We start from the raw sequence: 4,638 nt of genomic DNA, 5'->3' as shown, positions 1-4,638 counted from the left end.
AACCAAGAAAACATGTTTATTCGAATCTTCCAAATCGCTGCTTAGTCCCTATTGCGAATGCCCCTAGAACAAAGGGTTATTTAGTGTACCCAAAATCCATTTAAAGGGTACAAAGTCCCGATATTTCCGATCTCGACCACTCAAATCCCGTAAGCAATAAAGAGCTTCCTCCGAAGAGAAAGCTCTAAATATAATCAAGTCGTTAATCAACACCGTTTGACAAAGACCCCTTTTTTTACTATTGACTACTTCGCAGTAAAGTAACGGCGGGTTAGTTGCAGCGCACTTTGCGCCATGATCTTTTTCCCGTGTTCATCAAGAACATCGGCGGTAATCTTCGTTTTCTCTGCATACTCATAGGCAACAGCTAATTCATCTTTAATACTTTCTGGTGAAGTTTCGTTGACCCGAAAGATCAATTCCAAATAGTAATCATTCTTGTAGTGATACAAATTAGAAGTTACGTCGGATAATTTTAATGCCTCAGAAATCGCAATCATATCATCAAAACTGTGAAGACGTAACACTGTAGTATGAAGTGGTGATGCTTTGGTAACGGGTGATGGCTTCTTGTCTGACTTAGATTCTGGTTTACCCTGAGTATCCTGGGTAGAATCGTTATCGGTCTGCATCAGCTGCCGCTTTAAGAAATCAGGCACTTCGTCTTCATTTACCATTTCAATGTCAGGCGAGTCACTGCCATCTTGGTCATCTGTTGAATCATCATCTGCGCCACCCTTGCTGATAAACAGCTCAAGCCCGTTACGGTTAGGTAACACTTGAAAGGTAACGGCATCAGTTTCCTGGAATTGATGATCGACGTCAACTTCTTCCAAAATACTGTAGAAGAAGCTTTCAATTTGCTTGTGGTTACCAAGCAGATCAAGGACGGTAATACCCCGTTGGGTTAAATCATCGTTGCCAATTAAAACGCGAATCGTATTTTCATTAATTCTTTCCATTTCCATGACCCAACACCTCTTTCTGCCCGCACCAAGAATTACCTATCTCCATACTAAAGAATTTTCACCGTTTGTAAAGTATCTGGCTTAACTTTTTTTAAATATCTATGCCGTTAACCGCACTAAAAAAGCAGCGGAACTGCTTTTTTAGCAAATCAATCTTCGTGAACTTTTAGCTACCCGGCATCCGCAGATTTAATGGCTTTTTCCAACTCGAGAACGCGAATATGACGCGGTAAAAAACGCCGGATCTCGTCTTCATTAAAGCCGACCTGCAACCGCTTGTCATCAAAAATAATCGGTCGTCTTAATAATCCGGGATGCTCAGTAATGAGGCTGATCAATTCACTGACCGGCAGATTGTCAATTTCAACGGTCAAGTGCTTATAATCCTTTGATCGTTTGGAAATAATATCTTCCGTTCCATTCTCAGTCAGCTGCAAGATCAGTTTAAGCTGTTTAGCACTTGGCGCCTGCACAAAAATGTTTTGCTCAACAAAATCGACTTCGTTGGCCTTAAGCCACTTTTTAGCCTTACGGCACGAGGTGCAACTGGGTGAAGTAAATAGCGTGACAGTCATAGGCATTGCCTCCAAACTTATGAGAACTAGGTTATTTACTACCGGATCATTGGCTCAATTCTTTTCCTAACTTAACTATAACAAACTCCTTGGTCACTGAGAATGAAATTCACTAAAACATCACGAACATATCGGGTTATCGTCACATTTAACGGCAAACGTCTGCCGGAGTGCGGCTAATTCAACTGGCACCTTGCCGGCTGCTTGCTGAGCCTCCTGTTTTAAGCTGGCTAATTCACCAACTTGCGGCAGATGTGTCAGCATTAACTGACCCACCTGGGCGTCTTTGGCCAGCTGACCGGATTCACCGGCCGTCATGTGCCACTTCGTCCCCTGCTTGTCATCGAAGAAGTTGGTATCCGTCATCAGCAGGTCTGCATGGCGGGCGAACGGGATTAATTCTGGAATATAGGCCGTATCAGCCGTAAAGACCAGGGTTTCACCAGTCTTAGTTTCCACGATCCGCATCCCAAACGCGGGTACTGGGTGTTTCATGGGCAAAAAGGAGATCGTCAGCGGGCCCAGGTGTAAAATATCTGCCGGCGCGTAGCCCATCCCCTGTGACGCATGGGGCCAGGTTAAACTGCCAAAGTTCAGTGGATCAGCGGTTGGCCCATAAATCGGCAAGGTGGTCTGATTTGGCCGTTCTTCATGTAACTGCCAGTAATACTGCAATACCCCTACATCGGCCACGTGATCATGATGATAATGTGAAAGAATTACGGCATCTAACTTTAAGGGATCCAGCACTTTTTCCAGGCTCAACAGCGCCCCGCTGCCGCAATCCATCAATAAATGGTACCCGTTAGATTCAATTAAATAACTGCTGGTTCCAATACCGTTGGCTGGATAGCCGCCATAGTACCCTAAAACTGTTACTTTCATTTTTTTGCTTCCCTTCACCTTTAATTAATTAGCGTTAAACCGCATATCACAGACGCATTAATACCATTTTAGTCTAGCAAATTGTATAATAATGGTGATCAGTCAGGAGGAATAAATATGATTACTCGAATAAGTATTACCTATGGTACCAAGCAGGTTTTATCAAAGCTTCAGACTCGCTTCCCAGATCGACCGCTACTGTTACTGGATTCTTCTACCTCTGGTGAGCAACTGGCCTTGCTAGACGTGTCCGGACAAGAATCCGTGTTTAGCTCCCCCATTCATTATGACATCAAACTTCACCGTGGGACAACCGATTGGCAAGGATTTGTCAACTTTATCTACGTGGATAATTTATCCGCGGATGATCAAAAGGTAATGAACTCAAAAGCCAACCATTTCGTAACCACTGACCCGATGCCAGATGGTATGCGCTCCATTTACTTTATGAAGGACGAAAAAAATCGGTCCAACAATATTATCCTGTCAACTTGGGATAACGCGGATGACTTCTCACTTTGGAAAAAGGAAGCTTCCTTTAAACCCTTTAGTTACTTTCTCACGACGCAATATAACTACCATGAAGCCAGTTACCACTTCTTTAAGCCAGAAGTTAAGTAACCGCTTCATTCTATGATGATCTGTACGGTGAATAGCTGTATGGATTATTTTTATTCTTATTTATCAGAGGAGACTTGTTTTGCAAAATCAAGCAGTTAAAAAATTATCACCCTTTCAGCAGCCAACTGAAGAACAGTCCCAGTTGATTACTGAAGCTAAGCAATTCATTAAGGCCCATATCCACGACTCAAAACCAGCCATTTTAGTGATCACGGGTGATGCTGGCACGGGTAAAAGTGTGGTTTTAAGCCAGCTGTTTTATGACCTCCAGCAAGCCGCCCATGACGCAACGAGTCCCTTAGCGAAAACCCAAAACTACTTTTTAGTCAATCATCCGGAACTTTTAAAGGTTTATCGCAACATCGCAGGAGAGCTACCAGGATTACTAAAGAAAAACTTTCAGCGACCGACCTCTTTGATCAATCAGCTCAATAAAAAACGGGCTCGGTTCGATATTGGTGTGGTCGATGAATCACATTTATTATTATCTCAGCCGGATCACTATAACAACTACTACGGCCACAACCAGTTGCTCTCATTATTAAAATTGTGTCACGCACTGGTCATCGTTTTTGACGACCATCAAGTCCTGCGACTTAAAACGTATTGGACGCGGGCCCGACTTAAACACTTATTAATCCCCTATACCCAAAAGTGGGTGCATTTGAATCACCAGTTTAGGATGCAAGCCGATGACAGTCTAATTAACTGGATCAACCGCTTCACAGGTGACCGGCAGCTACTACCATTACAGCCTAGTTTTCGAAATCATTATGACTTTCGGATCTTTTCAGATGCCGAAAAAATGCGTCAGGCAATCGTACACCAGAATAATCAGGTCGGCCTGTCGCGGATTGTCTCAACAACCGGTTACCCCTCCACGTTAGACGGTGGCCGTCATTTTATTACTGAAGGTAATTTTCACTTACCTTGGGATCAATATAATTACACTGCGACACCTTGGGCTGAGCTGCCCGAAACCATTAATGAAGTGGGATCGATATACACCTGCCAAGGTTTTGATTTAAACTATGTTGGTCTAATTCTTGGTCCACCAGTTAAGCTATCAGCTACTGGTCAAAAAATTGAAATCGATACTGCTAAGATCACCGATAGTGAATCATTTAAACACCGAGACGATCTGACGGACCCCCAAGAACTCTTAAATGCTAAGGTCCGGCTGAATCTCAACGCCATTAATGTCCTCATGAAGCGTGGGGTTAAGGGGCTATACCTTTTCGCACATGATCCGGCGTTACGTCAGCGACTCAATCAAGAATACCAAGCAATCATCAATTAAGATAATCACAAAAAAGACATTCATAGACCCCTTTTAATGGGAGTTGTGAATGCCTTTTCTGGGTCTTTGTCAAACGGTGTTGATTAACGACTTGATTATATTTAGAGCTTTCTCTTCGGAGGAAGCTCTTTGTTGCTTACGGGATTTGAGTGGTCGAGATCGGAAATATCGGGACTTTGTACCCTTTAAGTGGATTTTGGGTACACTAAATAACCCTTTGTTCTAGGGGCATTCGCAATAGGGACTAAGCAGCGATTTGGAAGATTCGGATAAACATGTTTTCTTGGTT

At 43.2% G+C, this 4,638-nt stretch carries 5 protein-coding genes; 2 read left to right on the top strand and 3 right to left on the bottom strand.

Annotated features, from left to right (window positions below; translation table 11 throughout):
* Positions 1 to 245: 245 nt before the first annotated feature.
* The 3 genes from FFM73_RS12070 to FFM73_RS12060 all read right to left on the bottom strand — a co-directional run bounded on the left by FFM73_RS12070 (position 246) and on the right by FFM73_RS12060 (position 2,428).
* Complete coding sequence (locus FFM73_RS12070; protein WP_137631905.1) at positions 246 to 968, bottom strand: adaptor protein MecA; 723 nt, start codon at positions 966 to 968, stop codon at positions 246 to 248.
* A 170-nt stretch (positions 969 to 1,138) separates the two neighbouring features.
* The gene (gene spx / locus FFM73_RS12065; protein WP_137631904.1) at positions 1,139 to 1,543 is read right to left on the bottom strand and encodes a transcriptional regulator Spx; all 405 of its coding nucleotides are present in this window, start codon (positions 1,541 to 1,543) and stop codon (positions 1,139 to 1,141) included.
* 120 nt (positions 1,544 to 1,663) lie between these two features.
* Entirely contained in the window at positions 1,664 to 2,428 is a 765-nt protein-coding gene (locus FFM73_RS12060; RefSeq protein WP_137631903.1) for an MBL fold metallo-hydrolase, read from the bottom strand.
* A 117-nt stretch (positions 2,429 to 2,545) separates the two neighbouring features.
* Here FFM73_RS12060 and FFM73_RS12055 point away from each other — a divergent pair, with 117 nt between their 5' ends.
* Both FFM73_RS12055 and FFM73_RS12050 read left to right on the top strand, forming a co-directional pair.
* Positions 2,546 to 3,049 carry a hypothetical protein gene (locus tag FFM73_RS12055; protein ID WP_054654755.1) on the top strand — a complete coding sequence of 168 codons (504 nt, stop codon included), beginning with the start codon at positions 2,546 to 2,548 and terminating at the stop codon, positions 3,047 to 3,049.
* Positions 3,050 to 3,128: 79 nt separating this feature from the next.
* On the top strand, positions 3,129 to 4,349 hold the full coding sequence (locus FFM73_RS12050; RefSeq protein ID WP_137631902.1) for a DUF2075 domain-containing protein: 1,221 nt from the start codon (positions 3,129 to 3,131) through the stop codon (positions 4,347 to 4,349).
* Positions 4,350 to 4,638 lie beyond the last annotated feature (289 nt).

Source organism: Secundilactobacillus hailunensis (assembly GCF_005405185.1).
Lineage (GTDB): Bacteria > Bacillota > Bacilli > Lactobacillales > Lactobacillaceae > Secundilactobacillus > Secundilactobacillus hailunensis.
Note: the sequence above shows the minus strand (reverse complement) of the source record. Positions and strands in the feature narration are given on the sequence as shown.

Excerpts from the sequence above, each read along its gene's own strand:
- FFM73_RS12070 (WP_137631905.1), bottom strand. The coding sequence starts at position 968 with ATGGAAATGGAAAGAATTAATGAAAATACGATTCGCGTTTTAATTGGC.
- spx (WP_137631904.1), bottom strand. The coding sequence starts at position 1,543 with ATGACTGTCACGCTATTTACTTCACCCAGTTGCACCTCGTGCCGTAAG.
- FFM73_RS12060 (WP_137631903.1), bottom strand. The coding sequence starts at position 2,428 with ATGAAAGTAACAGTTTTAGGGTACTATGGCGGCTATCCAGCCAACGGT.
- FFM73_RS12055 (WP_054654755.1), top strand. The coding sequence starts at position 2,546 with ATGATTACTCGAATAAGTATTACCTATGGTACCAAGCAGGTTTTATCA.